The sequence below is a fragment of the Nostoc sp. DedVER02 genome, from assembly GCF_034530675.2.
Taxonomy (GTDB): domain Bacteria; phylum Cyanobacteriota; class Cyanobacteriia; order Cyanobacteriales; family Nostocaceae; genus Nostoc.
Genome location: NZ_JAVRCP020000028.1, coordinates 18,123 through 36,370, shown reverse-complemented (window position 1 = coordinate 36,370; position 18,248 = coordinate 18,123). Strand labels below are relative to the sequence as shown.

The 18,248-nt window shown below is 40.5% G+C and carries 16 protein-coding genes; 11 read left to right on the top strand and 5 right to left on the bottom strand.

Features of this window, described 5'->3' with window-relative positions; all coding sequences use genetic code 11:
- Window positions 1–332: 332 nt before the first annotated feature.
- From RMZ41_RS23380 to RMZ41_RS23370, 3 genes are all read left to right on the top strand, one after another.
- Window positions 333–938, top strand: a complete 606-nt coding sequence (locus RMZ41_RS23380) for a DUF4360 domain-containing protein (protein WP_322643025.1) — start codon at window positions 333–335, stop codon at window positions 936–938.
- Between the two features lie 186 nt (window positions 939–1,124).
- A complete protein-coding gene (locus RMZ41_RS23375) occupies window positions 1,125–1,982 on the top strand; it encodes a DUF72 domain-containing protein (RefSeq protein WP_322643024.1) in 858 nt (285 codons plus the stop codon).
- A 433-nt stretch (window positions 1,983–2,415) separates the two neighbouring features.
- A complete protein-coding gene (locus RMZ41_RS23370; RefSeq protein ID WP_322643023.1) occupies window positions 2,416–3,561 on the top strand; it encodes a site-2 protease family protein in 1,146 nt (381 codons plus the stop codon).
- 88 nt (window positions 3,562–3,649) lie between these two features.
- Here RMZ41_RS23370 and nagA read toward each other — a convergent pair whose 3' ends face one another.
- Window positions 3,650–4,855, bottom strand: a complete 1,206-nt coding sequence (gene nagA / locus RMZ41_RS23365) for an N-acetylglucosamine-6-phosphate deacetylase (protein WP_322643058.1) — start codon at window positions 4,853–4,855, stop codon at window positions 3,650–3,652.
- A 148-nt stretch (window positions 4,856–5,003) separates the two neighbouring features.
- Here nagA and purE point away from each other — a divergent pair, with 148 nt between their 5' ends.
- From purE to RMZ41_RS23335, 6 genes are all read left to right on the top strand, one after another.
- Window positions 5,004–5,522 carry a 5-(carboxyamino)imidazole ribonucleotide mutase gene (purE, locus tag RMZ41_RS23360; RefSeq protein WP_322643022.1) on the top strand — a complete coding sequence of 173 codons (519 nt, stop codon included), beginning with the start codon at window positions 5,004–5,006 and terminating at the stop codon, window positions 5,520–5,522.
- Between the two features lie 250 nt (window positions 5,523–5,772).
- Entirely contained in the window at window positions 5,773–6,552 is a 780-nt protein-coding gene (locus tag RMZ41_RS23355) for a class II glutamine amidotransferase (protein ID WP_322643021.1), read from the top strand.
- 492 nt (window positions 6,553–7,044) lie between these two features.
- The gene (locus tag RMZ41_RS23350) at window positions 7,045–8,214 is read left to right on the top strand and encodes a sulfate ABC transporter substrate-binding protein (protein ID WP_322643020.1); all 1,170 of its coding nucleotides are present in this window, start codon (window positions 7,045–7,047) and stop codon (window positions 8,212–8,214) included.
- A 171-nt stretch (window positions 8,215–8,385) separates the two neighbouring features.
- On the top strand, window positions 8,386–9,246 hold the full coding sequence (gene cysT, locus RMZ41_RS23345; RefSeq protein WP_409875824.1) for a sulfate ABC transporter permease subunit CysT: 861 nt from the start codon (window positions 8,386–8,388) through the stop codon (window positions 9,244–9,246).
- A complete protein-coding gene (cysW, locus tag RMZ41_RS23340; RefSeq protein WP_322643019.1) occupies window positions 9,233–10,108 on the top strand; it encodes a sulfate ABC transporter permease subunit CysW in 876 nt (291 codons plus the stop codon). The genes cysT and cysW overlap by 14 nt, the downstream gene beginning before the upstream one ends.
- A gap of 150 nt (window positions 10,109–10,258) precedes the next feature.
- Window positions 10,259–10,525, top strand: a complete 267-nt coding sequence (locus tag RMZ41_RS23335) for an NIL domain-containing protein (RefSeq protein WP_322643018.1) — start codon at window positions 10,259–10,261, stop codon at window positions 10,523–10,525.
- Window positions 10,526–10,744: 219 nt separating this feature from the next.
- Here RMZ41_RS23335 and RMZ41_RS23330 read toward each other — a convergent pair whose 3' ends face one another.
- Window positions 10,745–11,644, bottom strand: coding sequence for an aspartoacylase (locus RMZ41_RS23330; RefSeq protein ID WP_322643017.1), 900 nt, complete (start codon window positions 11,642–11,644; stop codon window positions 10,745–10,747).
- A gap of 168 nt (window positions 11,645–11,812) precedes the next feature.
- Between RMZ41_RS23330 and RMZ41_RS23325 the strand changes: the two genes are divergently transcribed.
- Window positions 11,813–12,994, top strand: coding sequence for an AGE family epimerase/isomerase (locus RMZ41_RS23325; RefSeq protein ID WP_322643016.1), 1,182 nt, complete (start codon window positions 11,813–11,815; stop codon window positions 12,992–12,994).
- 379 nt (window positions 12,995–13,373) lie between these two features.
- Window positions 13,374–13,856 carry a cupin domain-containing protein gene (locus RMZ41_RS23320; RefSeq protein ID WP_322643015.1) on the top strand — a complete coding sequence of 161 codons (483 nt, stop codon included), beginning with the start codon at window positions 13,374–13,376 and terminating at the stop codon, window positions 13,854–13,856.
- Window positions 13,857–13,902: 46 nt separating this feature from the next.
- Here RMZ41_RS23320 and RMZ41_RS23315 read toward each other — a convergent pair whose 3' ends face one another.
- From RMZ41_RS23315 to RMZ41_RS23305, 3 genes are all read right to left on the bottom strand, one after another.
- Window positions 13,903–15,231, bottom strand: coding sequence for an ATP-binding protein (locus tag RMZ41_RS23315; RefSeq protein WP_322643014.1), 1,329 nt, complete (start codon window positions 15,229–15,231; stop codon window positions 13,903–13,905).
- A 95-nt stretch (window positions 15,232–15,326) separates the two neighbouring features.
- A complete protein-coding gene (locus RMZ41_RS23310; RefSeq protein ID WP_322643013.1) occupies window positions 15,327–16,616 on the bottom strand; it encodes a tellurite resistance TerB C-terminal domain-containing protein in 1,290 nt (429 codons plus the stop codon).
- A gap of 248 nt (window positions 16,617–16,864) precedes the next feature.
- The gene (locus tag RMZ41_RS23305; RefSeq protein ID WP_322643012.1) at window positions 16,865–18,205 is read right to left on the bottom strand and encodes an ATP-binding protein; all 1,341 of its coding nucleotides are present in this window, start codon (window positions 18,203–18,205) and stop codon (window positions 16,865–16,867) included.
- Window positions 18,206–18,248 lie beyond the last annotated feature (43 nt).

Genomic DNA, 18,248 nt, shown 5'->3' with positions numbered 1-18,248 from the left:
GATGTAGCTTCGGTAGGTTAAATAGCTAACTTCTCGATAGCTGTGAGGTGTCGATAATGGTCTTAATAGACTGGATTTCGACTTCTTTGAGCAAATTAATCTAGTTGGCAAATTTATACTAGGCTGATTAATCCGTTGATTATTTTACCGGAAATGAGTTTATTGTAGATTCTTTATCCATATCAAAAAACCAGCGAATCGTTATAAGTTATACATGGGTTTTCTTTCCCATTAAATATGGTTGATACTGATTTTTTAACGATCAGTTTTCCGTAATCAGCCGCAACCAATTTGGAACTAACACTATCCAAAATACTCAAAACAGGTGAGTTATGAATAACCAAAATTTCAAGACAACATCTATCAATTTTATCAAGTCTTTTCTAGCTGCGGCTACGCTGATAACAGCTTCTGTCGGCCCTGCTTTTGCTAACGACAAAGTAGAAATTGTCAGTGCAGAATATGGCGGTAATGGCTGCCCTGAAGGGTCTGCTAGTGTAAGTGTCAGTCCCGATGGTCAAGAGCTAAGTATTCTATTTGATAAGTTTATAGCTGTAGGAAATAAGGCAGAAGAAAGACGTAAAAACTGTAACTTAAGTATTCCGATTAAAGTCCCCCAAGGCTTTCAAATTTCTCTCTACGATGCTGATTATCGGGGCTATGTTGCTCCGGACACAACTGGCAGACTCAGAGCAGAGTACTTTTTTGCTGGACAGCGTGGCCCTGTTTTTTCTCGGACATTCAATGGTGAACGTGATTACAACGTCCGCGATCAATTAGTGACTGTAGCTGATGTTTGGTCGCGTTGTGGTGACAGTGTAAATATGCGAGTGAATGCTGCAATGACCGCTAGTGGTAGAGGAATGGCAACTGTTGATTCTTTTGACCTTGCCCACCGGGGGTTAGTTTATCACGTCAAATATCGTCAGTGTCGTTAAGTCTTTTCAAAGCTAAAAGCAACAAACTCTTAGCTTCAAAAAAAATCTAAGCTTTGTAGGGGCAATTCATGAATTGCCCCTACATTTCGTAATTTATTCGTAATTGATGCGTAAGTCCTATAGCCTTATCTACAACTACAAACTGACTGTAAAATTGAATATGATACTTCAAGGCTTTTTAGCTCTGTGAACTTTTTTATCGGTTGTGCTGTTTGGGCATATAAAAGTTGGGTGGGCGAACTCTATCCTCAAGGTACTCGCGCTGCTGATTTTCTCCATCTTTACAGTCGTCGCTTCACCACTGTAGAAGGTAACACCACTTTTTATGCCGTGCCTAACCAAGAAACTGTAACCCGTTGGGCTGCCACAACACCAGCAGGGTTTGAATTTTGTCTAAAATTACCGCGAGATATTACCCATCAAGGGTTATTGCAACCTCATATTCCAACGGCTTTAAAATTTCTGGAAGGAATGCGCCCGTTAGGTAAACGTCTTGGCCCAATATTTGCTCAGTTACCACCCAGTTATGCACCTGTATTACTTGAGGATTTGACCAGTTTTCTGGAAGCTTGGCCGCGCATAGACGCACCTTTAGCGCTGGAAGTTCGTCATCCTGACTGGTTCAGGGAACCTCATGCTAGTAATTTGACGGCGCTTTTAGAAAAGTTAGGTGTAGGACGGGTACTTTTAGACTCGCGCCCCATCTACACTGGTGATGATGACCCACAGTTGGAATCAGAACGGCGTAAACCCAAATTACCGTTGCAATTGAGTGTGACTGCACCTTTTACTCTGATTCGATTTATTTCTCATCCAAATTTATCAGTGAATCAGCCGTTTATGGAAGAGTGGGTAAGGCAGATTCAGCAATGGTTACAGACGGGAGTGCGAATTTATTTCTTTGTTCATTGTCCAATAGAAGCGCGATCGCCTAACATAGCGCGTCACTTCCAACAGCTATTAGAACACAGTGGTACTCCAGTTCCACCCTTACCTTGGAATAACCTTGAGCATCCCCCCAATCAACTAAGTTTATGGTCTTGAAAGGCAGGGTGCAAAAGTCATGTCGCTTTGCTCGTAATTCAAAATTCAAAATTCAAAATTCAAAATTAATAATCCCCATAAATAAATTTAGTTGCTCTGTATCCTTTGCGTTTTCGGTCAGAGTGAATAGTCCAAATAATTGTCGGGTTTTGGGGAAAAGGGGAAGGTGGGGCCCCCTCTGGGGATAAGGGGCGGGAGAAAAGGGAAAGAAAAAACCTTTAACCTTTTCCCAAATCCAATTCCGAGTTAAAAATGCTTTACCCGAGCAGTATTGGGAATAGTCCCTAATGTCAAAATAATACTAATAACCACACCTTTACAGACGGACACCACTACCGCCAAGAAGATTAAAATCTCTTAACCTTTCGTTACACTAGAGACATCGAGCAGGACGAAAACAAACCTCTCGAAGCTGAAATCAAAGGTGAACGACATGAATGGCACAATTCGCGTTGGTAATCTCTTCGGAATTCCCTTCTATATCCACCCGTCATGGTTTTTAGTTCTGGGTTTAGTAACTTGGAGCTATAGCAGTGGACTGGCGGCGCAATTTCCCCAATTATCTGCGGGATTAGCTTTGCTACTAGGATTGATGACAGCGCTGATGTTATTTGCCTCTGTCGTCGCCCATGAATTAGGCCACAGTTTTGTTGCAATTCGTCAGGGTATTGATGTTAAATCCATCACACTGTTTATCTTTGGCGGTTTGGCTAGCTTAGAAAAAGAGTCAAAAACCCCAGGTGAGGCTTTCTGGGTAGCGATCGCTGGGCCAATGGTAAGCTTACTACTATGCGGTATCTTTACAGCTATTGGCGTTACAACTACTGTATCAGGGCCGTTAGCGGCAATTCTCGGTGTTCTCGCTTCTGTTAACTTGGCATTAGCCCTGTTTAACCTGATTCCTGGCTTGCCCTTAGATGGCGGAAATATACTGAAAGCAATTGTTTGGAAAATTACAGGTAATCCTTATAAAGGTGTTACCTTTGCGAGTCGAGTTGGGCAAATCTTCGGTTGGGTAGCAATCCTTTCTGGTGTACTTCCCCTACTATTATTTGGCAGCGCCGGTAACTTCTGGAACTTGTTAATTGGCTTCTTCTTGTTGCAAAATGCTGGGAATGCGGCCCAATTTGCCAGAGTGCAAGAAAAACTTACAGGTTTGACTGCTGAAGATGCTGTAACTCAAGATAGCCCAATTGTATCTGCAAATCTGAGCCTGAGAGAGTTTGCTGATGAGCGAGTCATTAGTGGACAAAACTGGCATCGGTTCTTAGTGACTGATGATGATGGACAATTAGTAGGTGCGATACCTTCGGTGGGCTACGCCTACGCAATTGATAATTTACGAAGCATTCCAACAGCACTGTGGTCAGAAACTCAAGTAAAAGAAGTCATGCGACCAATTACCGAATCAACCACAGTCCAATCAGATCAGCCTCTGCTGGAAGTAATGCAATTACTCGAACAACAAAAGCTGTCTGTGCTTCCCGTGATTCGTGAGAATGGCGTTCTAGTTGGAATTTTAGAAAAAACTGCAATTATCCAACTACTGCAAAGCCGAACTCAACCTAACCCTGCATAGATAAATAATTTGTAATTCTAGTTTCGACTCCACTCAGGTTAAGAGGAAAGGGATAATAAAAGCCCTTTCCTTTTTCCGTACTTTGGAATTATATGGAGTTGAGAGTAACAGATAAATTTTGAGCTTCTGGCTTCACGATCGCACGTTGCCAAGTTAATTCTTTTGTAGCCTCATCCCAATGCCAGCGTAATAAGTTAGCGGATTGACTCTTAACAATTCCTGGTAAACCAATCGCTTTTCTAGGTGCATTAGTAGCTAAAGCGATCGCACTTTCTAGATCACAAATTCCCCACTTCACCAAATTTTGCACTCCCACCAACAAGGGTAAAGTCGTTCCCGACAAAGTGCCATCGGCTAGTCGTGCCGTACCGTTTTTAACTTCAATTTCCCGACTATCCCAAGGATACACACCATCAGGTAGCCCCAGAGGAGAAAGGGCATCGCTGACGAGAAACAGCCCTTTTTCTTGATAGCTAGCACGAAGTAAAATTTGCAGCATAGTGGGCGAAACATGTTCACCATCAGCAATAAAACCACACATTACATCAGGATGGGTAATTGCTGCTCCTAATAAACCTGGTTCGCGGTGATGTAATGCTGGCATGGCGTTGAAAGCATGAGTTACCATCGTTGCACCCTCATTAAAGGCTTGTTGTCCTTGGGTAGATGTTGCCTGAGAATGCCCTAAACTGACAATGATTCCCAGAGAACGCAAATATGGAATTACTTCACCAGTCAAATCTAACTCCGGTGCTAAGGTAATGACTTTCACAACATGGGCATAATCACCCAAAACGCGCTTTACTTGATCCATTGTCAGGGGTAAGAGATACTCTGCTGGATGTGCGCCACGCTTTTGCAAATTCAAAAATGGCCCTTCTAGGTGTACTCCCAGAATCTTTGCACCTGCTGATTGATTGGGAAGAACCTCAGCAATAATAGCAAGCGATCGCTGAATATTTTCTACTGAAGTTGTCACAAGTGTTGGTAAGAATCCATCTACCCCGACATCCCACAAAAATTGTGAGATTTTCTGAAGCTTGTGAGCATTTTCAGCCATCAAATCAGGAAATGCCAATCCCAAAGCACCGTTAATTTGTAAATCAACCCCACCCAATGAAATCCAGTCGCCTGCGACATCTTGTAGGGGTGCATGTCTGTGCGTTCCTACTGTACCCATTGGCAAGATTTGTTCAATAATGCCCTCTTCATTAACCAAGAGCATCTGCAAATCTTTATAACCAGGCACTCTAGCATTGATAATATCTACAGGATTTTGTATTGCTTGGGTCATCACACTGACGAGAAGAGAAATAAATCTGATTTTAGATGCAACCAACATCAATGAATCGATTAAAACATGAGATGATAATCGGCATAACCTAGCTTCCATAAGCTAGCTCAAATAATTTTGAATTTTAAATTTTTAATTTTTAATTATTATGACTCCCCTAGTTGGTATTATCATGGGCAGCGATTCTGATTTGCCCACCATGAAAGATGCGATCGCAGTTTGTGAGGAATTTGGCGTTGAAAGCGAAGTGGCGATCGTTTCTGCTCATCGTACTCCAGAACGGATGGTGCAATACGCTCAACTTGCACACCAACGCGGTATTAAGGTAATTATTGCCGGTGCCGGTGGTGCTGCTCATCTGCCGGGAATGGTAGCGTCTTTAACTCCACTTCCTGTTATCGGTGTTCCTGTACCCACCCGTAACTTACAAGGTGTGGATTCTTTGTATTCTATTTTACAAATGCCTGGGGGTATTCCTGTGGCAACAGTGGCGATCGGTAATGCGAAAAATGCCGGACTTTTAGCAGTACAAATCCTCGCAACTCAGCAACCAAAATTGTTAGAAAAAGTGCAACAATATCGCCAAACCTTATGTGAATCAGTAATTGCAAAGCAAGAAAAACTAGAAGAACTAGGCTATGAGCAATATTTAAAGCAAATGCCTTAAATAATTCGTAATTCGTAATTCGTAATTCGTAATTAGTTAAGAAATATTAACAGTAGCCCAGGGGATAAAGGCAATAAGGGAACAAGGGGCAAGGGGGGCAGGGGGCAGGGAGATCAGGAATACCCAATTCCCAATTTCCAATTCCCAATTCCCAATTTCCAACATTGAAGCGATCGCTCCAGAATCAATACAGTATTCTGAAGTATCTTGATTCTGAGAACTTAGTCAAAAATTGAGAGCGGCAAGATCCATGTGTCAATTGCTCGGAATGAATTGCAATGTTCCAACGGATATTTGCTTTTCTTTTGAAGGGTTTTCTGCACGGGGAGGAAGAACAGATCATCATAGCGATGGCTGGGGCATTGCTTTCTTTGAAGGGAAGGGATGTCGAATGTTTTTAGATGCCCAGCCTTCTATTGCTTCTCCGGTAGCGGAGTTGGTGCGGAGTTATCCTATCCACTCAACCCATGTCATAGCCCATATCCGCAAAGCTACTCAGGGTGAAGTTGCCCTACACAACTGTCATCCTTTCCGTAGAGAATTGTGGGGTCAGTATTGGGTATTTGCCCACAACGGTAATTTACCAGATTTTGATCCGGAAAATTCGGGCTTTTATCAAGCTGTAGGTGATACAGATAGCGAAAAAGCATTCTGTATGATGCTCGAAACATTGCGATCGCGCTTTCTTGATGGTAAGCCTGACATCAAGGAACTGTACCCTGTACTAAAACAAATTAGTGATGCAATTGCAAAGATAGGTATATTTAATTACTTGTTATCAAATGGAGAATACTTTTTTGCTTATTGTTCAACCAACCTCAGCTACATTGTCCGCCAAGCGCCCTTTGCAGCTGCCCATTTGATCGATCAAGACATGACTGTAGATTTTCGGGAAGTGACTACCGAACGCGATCGCGTTGCTGTCATTGCTACCACACCTCTCACTGACAACGAAGTTTGGACACGAATCCAACCAGGAGAATTACTAGTTTTTCAGGATGGATCGCCCCTGAGATATGCATTTACTTAATAATGCGATTCTGTAGGCTAATTCAAAAATCCATCATAAAATTTCCCATTTAGAAAGTATCTAAATGGGTTTTGTTTTTCCTATTTTTCATATTGAGTAAATAAAACGATGGGAAAAAACTAAACTATGTTAATAAAATTAAAGTAGAGTAAAACCCTGTTAAATTTTGCTTCCTGCCCTCTGCTTCCTGCCTTATCTTGATGATAAATATTCACACCGACTTACTTAATTTACAGCTATTTTCAGGTAAATATTGCGGTTCATTCTCTAGCAAGTTGCTTGATATACTAAGTAGCCAATTGTGATGACTACTTGATAGTTGAAAATAAAAGCATTGTAATTTTTCATAGAACTGGTAAAATCACCATATTCCCGGTAAAGAATATGAGGTTTTTTGGTGTTTATAACTAGATACATGGAATCATCCAGTATGATAAACATTATATAACTGTATTCCCATCAATTATTTGTAGATTTAGCGGAGGAAATAGAATGAGTTTGTGGCAACGCCCACTGAAAGGGTTACAAGCGATGTCTTACGACAAGCTGCGTCGCATCTACGCTGAACATGGAACATATCGGTTCAGAATAAATTCGCTTAAAGGCTTTATATCACTCTTTTTAGTAGGGACTGTATTGAGTGTGGCGCTTGCCGCCTGCTCAGGTGGAGGAACTGGAAGTAATGTTTCCTCTGAAACCCCTAGTGCTACTCCTGTGGCTGCAAACAAAGATAGTGTTGAACTAACTCTGGTTTCCTTTGCTGTCACCAAAGCGGCTCACGAAGCAATTATTCCTAAATTTGTAGAACAGTGGAAAAAAGATCATAATCAAACTGTCGTCTTCAAGCAAAGCTATGGCGGATCTGGTTCTCAAACTCGCGCTGTTATCGATGGTTTAGAAGCAGATGTCGTCCACTTGGCGCTAGCTGGAGACACTTCAAAGATCGAAAAAGCTGGATTGATTCAGCCAGGATGGGAGAAGGAAGTTCCCAACAATGGTATTGTCTCCAAATCAGTTGCAGCATTAGTCACTCGTTCAGGCAATCCTAAAGGCATCAAGAACTGGGAAGATTTAGCCAAAGACGGTGTAAAACTGATTACTGCTAACCCCAAAACTTCAGGCGTTGCTAAGTGGAATTTCTTAGCACTATGGGATTCTGTGATTAAAACAGGTGGCGATGAAGCTAAGGCTACTGCATTTGTAACTAAAGTTTATAAAAATGTGCCAATCTTACCTAAAGATGCGCGAGAAGCTACTGATACATTCGCCAAGCAAGGACAGGGAGATGTCTTAATAAACTACGAAAACGAAGTTATTTTGGCACAACAAAAGGGTGAGAAGGTTGAGTATGTCGTTCCCGATGTGAATATATCCATCGATAATCCGATCGCAGTGGTAGATAAGAACGTCGATAAGCACGGAACCCGTGAAGTTGCCGAAGGTTTTGTGAAATACCTCTATAGCCCAGAAGCACAGCAAGAGTTTGTCAAATTAGGTTTCCGTCCTGTGGATGAGACTTTAGCTCAAACGAAGGAAGTCAAAGACAAATTTCCCAAAGTAAAAACTTTGGGTACAGTTGCAGACTTCGGTGGTTGGAGTGCAATCGATAAGAAGTTCTTTGCAGATGGGGGCGTGTTTGATAAAATTCAAGCCCAGAAATAAACGGTAATTCGTAATTCGTAATTCGTAATTCGTAATTCAAGAACAGACCAATTAACTTGCTTACGGCACGCTGCACGAACAGTTTTGAGGTAATAATTACGAATTACGAATACTGACAAAAAACTTATTTTGAATTTTGAATTTTGAATTTTGAATTCGGAGCGAAGCGACGTGACGACTGTATCTCCTTCTTTGGAAGTTGAACGCAAAACGCCATTCTGGAAGAAATTGGGGCGGGTTCCCTGGACTTGGCGAATCACCATTGCATACTTGACGGTGATGTTGTTTATGCCGATAGTTGCCATGTTCCTGAAAGCGAGTACGGAACCTCCGGCGAGATTTTGGGCGATCGCAACCAGTGATGTCGCATTAGCTACCTACAATGTTACTTTTGTGACAGCAATCTTTGCTGCCTTACTCAATGGTATATTTGGGACTCTCATTGCTTGGGTTCTAGTTCGCTACGACTTTCCCTTAAAACGCTTGATTGATGCCACAGTAGATTTACCTTTTGCCCTACCGACTTCGGTAGCAGGGTTAACCCTAGCAACAGTCTATAGTGATAATGGCTGGTTAGGTTCGCTACTAGCACCACTGGGAATTAAGGTATCTTTTACTCGCACGGGAGTAGCAGTAGCAATGATATTTATCTCACTACCTTTTATTGTGAGAACTGTACAACCAGTACTTCAGGAAATGGAACATGAAATTGAAGAAGCGGCTTGGTGTCTGGGTGCTTCTCAATGGCAGACATTTTGGAAGGTAATTTTGCCACCTTTATTTCCGACAATTTTAACTGGTGTTGCCTTGGGTTTCTCGCGTGCAGTTGGGGAATACGGGTCAACTGTAATTATTTCTTCCAATACGCCCTATCAAGATTTGATCGCACCCGTGCTGATTTTCCAACGATTAGAGCAGTATGACTATTCTGGGGCAACAGTAATTGGCATAGTTTTACTATCAATTTCGTTGGTATTACTATTGGCAATTAATTTTTTACAAGCATGGGCAAGGCGATATGACAGTAGATAAACCAAGTTTTCACTCATCTGCATCTGATACACATACAGCCAAACCTAAAGAACAGAAGAGTTGGGTTCCCATAGTTTTAATTGGGGTAGCGATCGCTTATTTAGCCCTAGTTCAATACATCCCTGCAATCAACGTATTTGTCCAAGCCTTTAGCAAGGGAGTTGGGCCATTTCTATCCAACCTGAGTCGGCCAGCGTTTCTCCATGCAGCTTGGTTAACACTGTTATTAGCTGTGATTTCTCTACCTTTAAATACGGTATTTGGTTTATGTGCAGCGTGGGCGATCGCTCGTCATAAATTTCCTGGACGCGCCATAGTTTTAAGCATTATTGATCTACCCTTTTCCATCTCTCCCGTAGTCGCAGGATTAATGATTGTGCTACTTTACGGACGCAATGGTTGGTTTGGCCCTTGGCTCCAAGCTCATGATATCAAAATAATCTTTGCCTTTCCAGGTATGGTGCTAGCTACAGCCTTCGTGAGTATGCCCTTTGTAGCGCGGGAAGTAATTCCCGTTTTAGAAGAATTTGGTAAAGATCAAGAAGAAGCTGCTAGAACTCTCGGTGCAAAAGATTGGCAGATATTTTGGCGCGTCACCCTACCTAGCATCCGTTGGGGCTTACTCTACGGTTTAATTTTGACCAACGCCAGAGCAATGGGTGAATTCGGGGCAGTTTCAGTGGTATCTGGCAACATTGCTGACCAAACCCAGAGCTTACCACTGTTTGTAGAAGATGCTTACAAACAGTATGAAACCGAAGCTGCTTTTTCTGCGGCTGTACTGTTAGCATTGCTAGCAGTAGTAACCTTAGTGCTGAAAGAGATTTTAGAACGCAAAACCAGCATTAAAGATGTTGAATAGTTAGGTTTTGGGAATTGGGAATTGGGAATTGAGTAATAATTAATAGTTCTTCTCCCCCTGCCCCCTGCCCCCTGCCCCCTGCCCCCTGCCCCCTGCTCCCTGCCCCCTGCTCCCTGCCCCCTGCTCCCTGCCCCCTTGATGGTGATAATCATGGCTAGTGACAATACACTTATCAATAAAAGGATTCGATTAAGAATTCCCAAGGACTATCACCAGGAACCTGTAATTTCTCGCCTGGTGTCTGACTATGGACTGACTGTGAATATTACCGCAGCAATTTTGGGAGCAAATGCTGTCGGTGATGGTTGGTTTGATCTTGAATTAAAAGGAACAGATGCACAAATTCAGAGTGCCCTAACTTATCTTCAAGAATTAGAGTTAGAAGTCTGGGATGAGACTAAACCAACTGATTGGTAAAGCTTATGAAAACATAGTGAGGGTTTACAGCTAGCTCATAGGTGTCAACTTAACGCGAAACCCTCCTCCCGCAAGGAACTGAAGTTACTTACTCATAGTAAAAGTAATCTTTTATAGGTAAAGGTGAGCAGATCCCCGACTTCTTTAAGAAGTCGGGGATATTACAGCATCTCGCATTCAATTGTTCATATACAACTTCAATCATTGTGGCAAATTTTATTAAACTACTTCTTGTTGCCTTTGAGTAAGATACATTGCAATTCCTTTCTCATAGTAAGCGGCTTCATTAATAAAAATAGGATAAACAGTAGACGTTCCCTCATAGAAAATATCTTTTCCTTCAAAAGTCAGAAATATTGGATCGCCTGGATTCAGAGGTTCATAATCCCTAAACTGAAGCTGGGGGTGAATCATGGCTTGAATCTCCCCGCGTTGGCGCAGCCCGTCGTAGGCATCGCTTCTAGGATAATCAATAGTTTTAATGTATTGATAGAATGTAAGCGTGTTATTTATTTGCGGAATATTACCTTTGTTGCAACCTTCAAAATAATCTAAAATTCCATAGATAAGCTGCTCTGTTTGCTGAAATAATTCAGCATTTAAAATATTCTGAGCCACAGCACCAACTTCTATCACAAAACCTAATTCGCACAAAGAACGAAGAAAACCACCTTCTTTAGATTGTGGATTCACAAAAATCTTTACCATCGGATTTATTGAAGTCAAATAAGCGCCTAACCGAAGTAAGAAAGGATGCATATCACAAAAAATTAGACTTAACCCCATGTTGGCGGTTGTGCTGTGCAAATCAACAATTACGTCCACAAAGGGCTGATTTTGCGGTTGGAGTATCTGTTGGATTGCTCTCGCTCGCGTATCTTCATAACTTGAAAGTTGAAGATTTTGTAAGCTTTGATTAGTGAAGCAACGGTTTAAATCTTTGTCAATGTATCGTTTACCTTCTTCAATAGCTTTAAGATTACCAAGTAATGCCAGAGTTTTAAAACTCGATCTATTGATTAAATTTGGATACTGCTGAAATCTTTTAACTAAATGTACTCCTGTTAACTCATTACCGTGGTTTCCTCCAACGATCGCAACTCGTTCAATCTGGCTCATAACAACCTCACTGGCTCCCCTACGGTTATTGAGAATAGTGCAAGATACAAGATAGCAGTATAACTGTTGCTGACTAAATCTTGTAAAAGACTGACGCGATCGCACCATGTTCGAGCCAAAATGTGATAACTGTTAAGCTGTTAGCTTTAGCACAAGGGGAGGAAATTTATGGAGTATAATTTTCAAGCGATTGCTGAACTTTACAAAAACGCTCTCCTCAACGATGTCCTCCCGTTTTGGGAAAAATATTCTCTTGATTGGCAACAAGGCGGCTATTTCACCTGCCTCGATCGCTACGGCAAAATTTATGATACAGACAAATTCATCTGGTTGCAAAACCGCCAGGTGTGGACTTTTTCAATGCTTTACAACCAGCTAGAAAAACGCGAAAACTGGTTAAAAATTGCCAGTAATGGCGCTAATTTTCTCGCTCAACATGGCAGAGATAACGATGGTAATTGGTACTTTGCCCTTACCAGTGACGGGAAACCATTAGTTCAACCTTACAATATCTTCTCTGATTGCTTTGCAGCGATGGCATTTAGTAAATATGCACTTGCTGGCGGCGAAGAATGGGCAAAGGATGTGGCAATGCAGGCTTACAACAACGTATTACGCCGCAAGGATAACCCAAAAGGCAAATATAATAAAACCTATCCCGGCACACGCCCGATGAAATCATTAGCTGTACCGATGATTTTAGCTAACTTAACTCTAGAAATGGAATGGTTGTTACCAAAGGAAACACTAGAGAATGTCTTAGCTGAAACTGTCCGCGAAGTGATGACCGACTTTCTCGACCAAGAACGGGGACTAATGTACGAAAATGTTGCCCCTGACGGTTCCCACATAGATTGTTTTGAGGGACGGGTGATTAATCCAGGTCATGGTATCGAAGCTATGTGGTTTATCATGGATATCGCCCGTCGTCAAAACGATACCAAAACTATTAATCAAGCCGTTGATGTGGTGTTAAATATCCTGAATTTTGCTTGGGATAGCGAGTTTGGCGGATTGTATTACTTTATGGATGCAGATGGTCATCCCCCACAACAATTGGAATGGGATCAAAAGCTGTGGTGGGTTCATCTAGAATCTTTAGTTGCATTAGCGATGGGCTATCGCCTGACTGGGCGTGAGGTGTGTTGGGAATGGTATCAAAAGATGCACGATTACACTTGGTCACATTTTGCTGATTCAGAATACGGTGAGTGGTTTGGGTATCTCAACCGCCGTGGAGAAGTATTATTGAACCTCAAAGGCGGTAAATGGAAAGGATGTTTTCATGTACCGCGTGCATTGTACCTATGCTCACAGCAATTTGATGGGATCGCAACTCCTTTGCAATAGATTTCTTGCAAAAACTTATTTTTCATAACGACAGCTTTAAGTGTAGTAACGACAACTTTAAAGTTGCTTAGGAACGGTGAAGCTTCATAACGACAGCTTTAAGTGTGGTAACTAAAACTTTAAGGTTGCTTAGGAATGTTTCAGTTGTAGTAACGACAGTTTAAGTTATTGCGATGACTACGGTGGTAAACAATGCAGTCAGTTTAATCTTTGTTAGTGTACAGGTAAAAGTAGAATCAATGCTATTGCAAGGAGAAAGAGCAGATTAAGTTCAAAATGTACTTAAAAAACTATCTGAACAGTAGTAAGTTAAGTAATTAGGCAAACTAAATACAAAATGATTTAATTAAAGGTATTGCCTGAACCAAAAACTTTTAATATGAGAAAGCTGTCTCTGATTCTCCCTTTAGCTATTCTAGCTTTTGGCAGTGTAGTTGTTAAGAGCCAAGAAATCTCCTCACCCAATACTTATACTCAATCTGTTACCCGTGAAGTTTTAGCAAGTGGTTATCCTACTCAAGATAAAAAACAGATTCTTGAGCTTGTACGCTATACCATCGCACCAAGAGCAAAACTCCCTACTCATAGTCATCCGGGAATGCAGATTGAACGAGTAGAGGCGGGAAGTTTAACTTATACTGTTGTGGAAGGAGAAGCTAAAGTAACAAAAGCTGATGCCACAGAATTGATTCTTAAAAAAGGGAAAACTATACAGCTTACAGTTGGAGATTCTTTAGTTGAATCTGCCGGAATGATTCATTATGGAGAAAACCAAACAAACAAGCCGATTATTCTGTTGTCTGCTTCTCTATTTAATGCTAATCAACCAAAAGCTATTTTAACTAATCCTGAAAACAGATGAATTTTTCAATCTGCTTGTGCCTCTAGTTGAGTTTATTCATCATTAATCACAAACTAAATTCGGCTGCTCCATCTTCATCCACATCTACATCTTTACCCATAGCAGTAGGTTTAAATTTAGAGCCATGAATTAATTCAGTAAACGCAATTCCGGGATTTTGGTGAAGAATATTCAGCACACTCATAAAATCTCGTACAATTTCCCCTGGTGTCAGTAATGCTTCTGCACCCAAGCGATTAATAATTTCTTTCACAAACTCCTTTAACTCAGGATTTTTCAAAGTCTGTTCATACCCAAAATTGAGTGCATGAATCTCAGCTAAACGTTGCAGAAGCGTTAATATTTCTGCTTCACTCAAGGGATTTAGCCGAATCACTGGCCCTAAATGTTCCTGAACATTAGCTTGTGCAACAAAACGACTTTCTTTTGTACGTCTTTGCCAAGCTTGGTCTGCAAAAAGTCCGCGTTTGGGGTCTTCTAAAAATTTAGTTGTTCCACCAACAACAATGCCAAGATGTTCAGCTTTACATTGCATGGTATCGTTAAACATTGCAAGAAGTCGATTGTAATTTTTTTCCCGCGTGACTGTAGTAGATATTTGATATAAATGTACAGCTTCATCAACTAAAATTAACAGTCCTTTATAACCAATCTCAGCGACAAATTTCGCAAACAATTTTATATAGTCATACCAACTATCATCATCAATAATGACGCGCACTCCTAAAGCTGCTTTCGCTTCAACTTTAGTCGTAAATTCTCCACGCAACCAGCGCATCGCCGCATTTTTTAAATTATCATCATCCATTCGGTAGCCACGCCAATAAGCGATAATCACGCTACCAAAATCAAAACCGTGAACTAAGTCTTCAATATACTGAACTACTTCCCTAATTTTCGCTTCAACTAGGTCATCAAAACCATCGTCATTGGGACGCATTTCAGTTTCTTTAACTACTTCTTGTTGAATTTTATTAATCCATCCTTCTAAAATCGAGACTAAAGCACCGCCATCAGGACGAGTTTTTGTAGCTAAATGGCTCATTAATTCTCGATAGGTAGCGACACCTTCGTGGTTGCTTCCAGCTAATCGGCGTTCAGGGGATAAATCAGCATCAGCTACTACAAAACCTTGCTCCATAGCGCGGTTGCGAATTAGTTGTAATAAAAAACTTTTCCCGGAACCGTAGTTACCAATTATGAAGCGAAATGCTGCCACACCTTCTGCAATATCATCAAGATTTTGTAATAGGCTTTTTAGTTCTTTTTCTCGACCTACTGCTATATATTCAACTCCTACTCTTGGTACTACTCCTGCACCAAGAGAATTGATTAAAGCAGTGGAGATTTTTTTCGAGATTTTGAGCTTTGCCATGTATTACACTTTACTTTATTCTAAACGCATAACCACGCAGTAAGCAGGTAAGGTACATATTGACTTACTACAAATCTTACGACGGCAATAATAATTTAATTTGACGACGGATGTCTAGCCATGACATTTTTATGTACTGCAATCAGTTTTTTGACATGGGTAATATGTTCATGGTAAACTTTTGGAATTTCTGAATCTGAGTTAATGATTAATTCACCAATAGTATCATTTGCTCTTTCATTTATAGAATCGATTAATAAATTTGGCATAGTAATATTTGCCTCAGCAATTTTTTTTATCGCGGCTTTGGGGTTATCTTGTTCGACTATAGCTTTTAATACTTGTAGTTCATATCCTGGGAGATTTTCTAATAAATTAGTCCATTCTTCAGGTAGATTATCTGATATATCAGGTTCCGAAGTATTTACGACTGCTGTAGTTTCCATTATTTCAGAAAAAGGAAACAATTCACTATCATCTTCTTGTAAATTTTCAGGCAGAGGTTCTTGATTGAATGTTTCTAGCTGTTGCAATAATTCCCATACTTGATTTTGCAATGAATCTCGTTCTTCTTGCAATAATGAAACTTGCCCTTGCAACTGCTGTAATTCGGCTTTGTGTTCTGCAAGTTGGGTTTGTGAAGAATTTAAGATGGCTTGGATATTTTCTTTTTCGGTTTTTGTTGCTAGCAGCAATTGATTTTTTTGAGTCGTCTCAACTTCTAGTTCTTGAATTGTAACTCGTAGTTCGTATAGTTTTTCTTCTAATTGGGGCTTTAGTCTGCCTAAAAGAGTTACATTATTTTCAACTTCTTGTTTCTCTTGCTGGAGTTCAGAAATTTGACTTTGCAACTGGGTGATTTCAGCACGGGATACATTACAGTTAGACTCTAGACGGCGCTTCTCTGCTGTCAAAACAGAAAAAGCATTGCTTAATTCTGTTTGATTTTTCTGCAAGTTATTCATTTCAGCTTGCAGAGTATTGATTTCCGTTTCTAGCTGTTTTTTTTGCCCGGTACAGTTTCTTAATTCTCGATGTAAAGTATCCCTTTGGTTACGAGTTTCTATAAGTTGATTTTGTAGTTTTTGCGACTCTGTATATAATAAATTATGATGTTCCTCGATTTGATTTATTTCTCTGACAACACGAGCTTTTAATCCCTCCATTTCTTTAATTCGTTTGCGGAGAGAACCTAAAACAAACATTTCATAATTTCTCCGCCGCTTATCTACGAATAATGCTGCTCCGTAGATGGTAGATGCAGTAATTACACCTGTGAGAAAGGCTTTATTAAAATCCCAGCTTGGGACGAGACTAAGACCAAAACTCACACTAAAGGCAACTATCCCTAGTATAAATCGATTGCTGATCGTTACTGATTGCATATTGCTGGTTTTTAGCGTAGTGAAACTATCAGAATAAAGAACTCTCATACAAATTTGTAATTCCTAACTACATTTGCGTACTCGCTAAGGTAATTAGGAATTAGAGTACACAGCCTGTTTTGTTTGGTTAAATAAGACATTTTTCCAAAATTTTGTATTATAGTATTTTTGAAATATCTAGTTTTAGTTACTGGTGCATAATATTATTATGTAAGTAACAAAAAAGTGCCAATATAAACAAATGAATTTTAATCAGAAACGTTGGATGTATTGTTATCTGAATTAAAAATTCTTAAATCTGCTTTTAAGAAATCAATAAACTGCCGTGCTGTGCGTCCAGAACGACCGTTGTGGCGAGTTGCCCATTGTAATGCTTGAAATTCTAAATCTTCTTGGGTAATATTAATTTCGGCTTGCGTAGCTAGATGTTGTACAATCTTCAAATAAGTTTTCTGATCGGCTGGTTCAAAGGTCAAGGTTAAACCAAAGCGATCGCTAAACGAAAGCTTCTCCTGCATCGTATCCCAAGCATGGACTTCTTCATTATCCTTGGGGGTAGGTCTATCCACAAAAAATTCCCGAATCAGATGGCGGCGATTGGAAGTAGCATACACAACTACATTTTGCGGACGGGCGGTTAAATTACCTTCTAAAACTACCTTGAGGGCTTTAAAGGCATCATCATCTTCTTCAAAAGAAAGATCGTCTACAAAGATGATAAATTTTTGTGACACTCCTCGTAAATGTTCCACAATTTCTGGTAATTCTTTTAAATCAGATTTTGTCACTTCCAACAAGCGGAGATTGCGATTACTATATTCATTTAACAGAGATTTCACTAAAGAAGATTTGCCAGAACCGCGACTACCGTAAAGTAATACATGGAGTGCCATCTCTCCTGATAATAAAAACTCTGTATTTTTCAACAAAGCATCCTTTTGAGACTCATAACCTACAAGGGCACTCAGCTTAACCGGATCGGAATACTGAATACCAATAAACTGCCCACCTTGCCAGCGTAAGGCGCGATATTCTGCAAATAAACCAGAGCCATATTGCCGATAATAAGCCGCCAACTCTTCTACAGCATCACTCCAATTATTTAAGTTTTGTAAATATGTAGCGAACGTTGTATCTACTCCTACGAATTCTTGCTCTTTATACCACACTACTGGCGAAATCGGCATGTGAGCTACGCTTTGTATCCACTCGCTTAAAGAAGCGCTGCTACATTCATAGAGACTTTGCAATATTTGTAAATCGTGCCGTACTGCTGCGATTAAAGCCGGGGGCAAATCTTTAAATTCTTGCACTTCGGCCAGCTTTGTAAAAGGATTTTTAGAGAAGAGAAGTTGAGTAATTAAATAGTCTTCCCAGTTTTGATTTTTGGTCGCTAAAGCGTGGAAGTAACGACCGTAGGCTTCGAGACAACCCCGTGCATCAGAGTCAGTGTAACGTATAGCTTGCAACAGTTCTAAAAATGCCATCCCCACTTCGCCTTGGAGAACAGACTGGTACAGTAAAAGTGAGGCCGCTTGACGCTGGAGGTATTGAACTTTTGTATATGAAGAAGTATTTGTTATTGGCATCGCTTAATTATCCATTAATCAACTGTGTGGTATAGCTATTTAG

What these genes read in the sequence shown, in the direction of transcription:
- RMZ41_RS23315 (WP_322643014.1), bottom strand. Translation starts at nt 15,231, where the DNA reads ATGGCAAAGCTCAAAATCTCGAAAAAAATCTCCACTGCTTTAATCAAT.
- cysW (WP_322643019.1), top strand. Translation starts at nt 9,233, where the DNA reads ATGACAGTAGATAAACCAAGTTTTCACTCATCTGCATCTGATACACAT.
- RMZ41_RS23335 (WP_322643018.1), top strand. Translation starts at nt 10,259, where the DNA reads ATGGCTAGTGACAATACACTTATCAATAAAAGGATTCGATTAAGAATT.
- RMZ41_RS23325 (WP_322643016.1), top strand. Translation starts at nt 11,813, where the DNA reads ATGGAGTATAATTTTCAAGCGATTGCTGAACTTTACAAAAACGCTCTC.
- purE (WP_322643022.1), top strand. Translation starts at nt 5,004, where the DNA reads ATGACTCCCCTAGTTGGTATTATCATGGGCAGCGATTCTGATTTGCCC.
- RMZ41_RS23380 (WP_322643025.1), top strand. Translation starts at nt 333, where the DNA reads ATGAATAACCAAAATTTCAAGACAACATCTATCAATTTTATCAAGTCT.
- RMZ41_RS23330 (WP_322643017.1), bottom strand. Translation starts at nt 11,644, where the DNA reads ATGAGCCAGATTGAACGAGTTGCGATCGTTGGAGGAAACCACGGTAAT.
- RMZ41_RS23350 (WP_322643020.1), top strand. Translation starts at nt 7,045, where the DNA reads ATGAGTTTGTGGCAACGCCCACTGAAAGGGTTACAAGCGATGTCTTAC.
- RMZ41_RS23370 (WP_322643023.1), top strand. Translation starts at nt 2,416, where the DNA reads ATGAATGGCACAATTCGCGTTGGTAATCTCTTCGGAATTCCCTTCTAT.
- RMZ41_RS23320 (WP_322643015.1), top strand. Translation starts at nt 13,374, where the DNA reads ATGAGAAAGCTGTCTCTGATTCTCCCTTTAGCTATTCTAGCTTTTGGC.
- RMZ41_RS23305 (WP_322643012.1), bottom strand. Translation starts at nt 18,205, where the DNA reads ATGCCAATAACAAATACTTCTTCATATACAAAAGTTCAATACCTCCAG.
- RMZ41_RS23310 (WP_322643013.1), bottom strand. Translation starts at nt 16,616, where the DNA reads ATGCAATCAGTAACGATCAGCAATCGATTTATACTAGGGATAGTTGCC.
- RMZ41_RS23355 (WP_322643021.1), top strand. Translation starts at nt 5,773, where the DNA reads ATGTGTCAATTGCTCGGAATGAATTGCAATGTTCCAACGGATATTTGC.
- nagA (WP_322643058.1), bottom strand. Translation starts at nt 4,855, where the DNA reads ATGACCCAAGCAATACAAAATCCTGTAGATATTATCAATGCTAGAGTG.